General features: G+C 42.3%; 2 protein-coding genes. Both read left to right on the top strand.

Features of this window, described 5'->3' with window-relative positions; all coding sequences use genetic code 11:
* Nucleotides 1-404 (top strand): helix-turn-helix transcriptional regulator (locus tag H6S82_RS31270; RefSeq protein ID WP_242057187.1); only part of this gene is annotated, 404 nt, incomplete at its 5' end.
* A 98-nt stretch (nucleotides 405-502) separates the two neighbouring features.
* Nucleotides 503-1,546, top strand: coding sequence for a fused MFS/spermidine synthase (locus H6S82_RS31265; protein ID WP_190468229.1), 1,044 nt, complete (start codon nucleotides 503-505; stop codon nucleotides 1,544-1,546).
* Nucleotides 1,547-1,849: the final 303 nt, after the last annotated feature.

The following is a 1,849-nucleotide window of genomic DNA, read 5'->3' as shown; positions in this document are numbered from 1 at the left end:
CAGACCACTGGCACGTTATGGCGGGCCCAATTGTGAGCCAAGGACAATTGGTCGGTGCAATTGGCTTTACCCGCGTGCGAGAAATGCCTTCATTCGATACGCAAAATTTAATGGATTTGAGTGCGCTTTGTCTGCATCTCTCGACTTGGGTAGCAACAGTGCGATCGTCACAGCAATTATTAAAGACAAATCGCCTCACTCCCCGCGAATTGCAAATTGCCGAACTGGTTGCCCAAGGACGAACAAATGCAGAGATCGGGGCTGAACTTTGGATTACTGAAAATTCAGTTAAACAAGCTTTAAAGCGGATGTTCCGCAAGCTTAATGTTTCCTCTCGAACTCAGATGATCGCTCAACTTTCTGCAAATTCAAAACTTTCATATCCTGACAGTAAAGTTGGTTAATTTATGTTCTGCTGTAAAAGCATACCAAAAATTAAATAGGGGTTAGCCCCTAGTCCCTAACCCCTAACCCCGACGCCCTAGCCTTATTGCACTTAAAAATGAACGATCGAGAAATTTGGCAAATTAGCAATCTCAATGCCATTAAACAGCGGCTCAACAAAGTACGTTCTGCTCGTCCAGGCTGTTTTTTTGTGCAGCAGTCGGGAAATCAATATATCAAACTAACGAAAACCAAATCTACAATAACTCTTGGTTTTAGCGATCGTTTTAATTCCCCAGCGAATTTGATTCAATCCGAACTCGACTTCGATCGACCCCTCAATTTAAAAAGTCCGTACACGCAAGCAATGATGTTGAGTTTAGTATGGAATGGTACGCCACAGAAAATCTACATAGCTGGTTTAGGTGGTGGGATAATTCCCCTATTTTTACACCACTATTTTCCAGAAGCAGTTATTGAGTGTGCTGAAATCGATCCGGGAATACTCCAAGTAGCCACGAATTTTTTTGGCCTGAAATTGGACGAACGTTTGAGCGTAGCGATTCAAGATGGAAGGGAGTATCTTGCCCAACAAAATGCAAATATTAAATACGATATCATTCTCAGTGATGTTTTTTTAGGTACCGGTTATAGTCCCTACAGATTAGCAACCCAAGAATTTTACGAGTTGTGCCAAGAACGATTGTCAAAGCCAGGTGTGCTAGTAGTAAACTTGTTTCGAGATGATGCCTTTTTTGCGGATAAATTGCTCACAATTAAAAGTGTGTTCGCTCAAGTTTATGTTGTGTTCGTAGCTAAAATAGGCAACGCGATCGTCATCGCAAATAACGGCGATATCCTGCAAAAGAGAGAAGTAATTGCTAAAGCTAAAGATTTAGAAAATCGGTATCAATTTGAATTTCCTTTAGCAGAGAGAGCTTTAGAGATAAAAATGGTTACAGATTTACAAGAATGCGTACCGAAATTAGAAAGAGCGCGAGTGCTTGTAGATGATTTTCCACCAGCAGGTTATTTTGCCAATCTTCCCGCTGTCAATCCTGCTATTACTAGAGCCGGAGGAAGTCGTTTCTGTATGTGTGGTTCTGGAAAATTACAAAATGATTGTCACGACCAAACCAATCTAAAAATTAGATCGAGGTAGGGTCGCAGGCATAAATATACACTCCCCGACGCTCAGCCGCTTAAGTAAATTGACATATTACTAGATCGGTTGCAAAATCGTGATTAGTTGCTGCCAACCAAATATTTTTGAGCGAGCGGAGTAAATAAATATGAGTCGCGATCGGGAAGCGGTAGTTGGACGGCAGCTCCTGGCAGGCGGAGGCGAAATGGGAGCATTAATTCGTTCCTATGATTGGTCGCTCACAAAGCTAGGTGCGATCGAATCTTGGTCTGGAAGCCTACGAACTGCCTTAAGCATTTGCTTGAACTCCCGCTTTCCAAT

The organism is Planktothrix sp. FACHB-1355, from assembly GCF_014748295.1.
GTDB classification, from domain to species: Bacteria; Cyanobacteriota; Cyanobacteriia; order Cyanobacteriales; family Aerosakkonemataceae; genus Aerosakkonema; species Aerosakkonema funiforme_A.
This window is presented reverse-complemented; position numbering and strand designations above follow the sequence as displayed.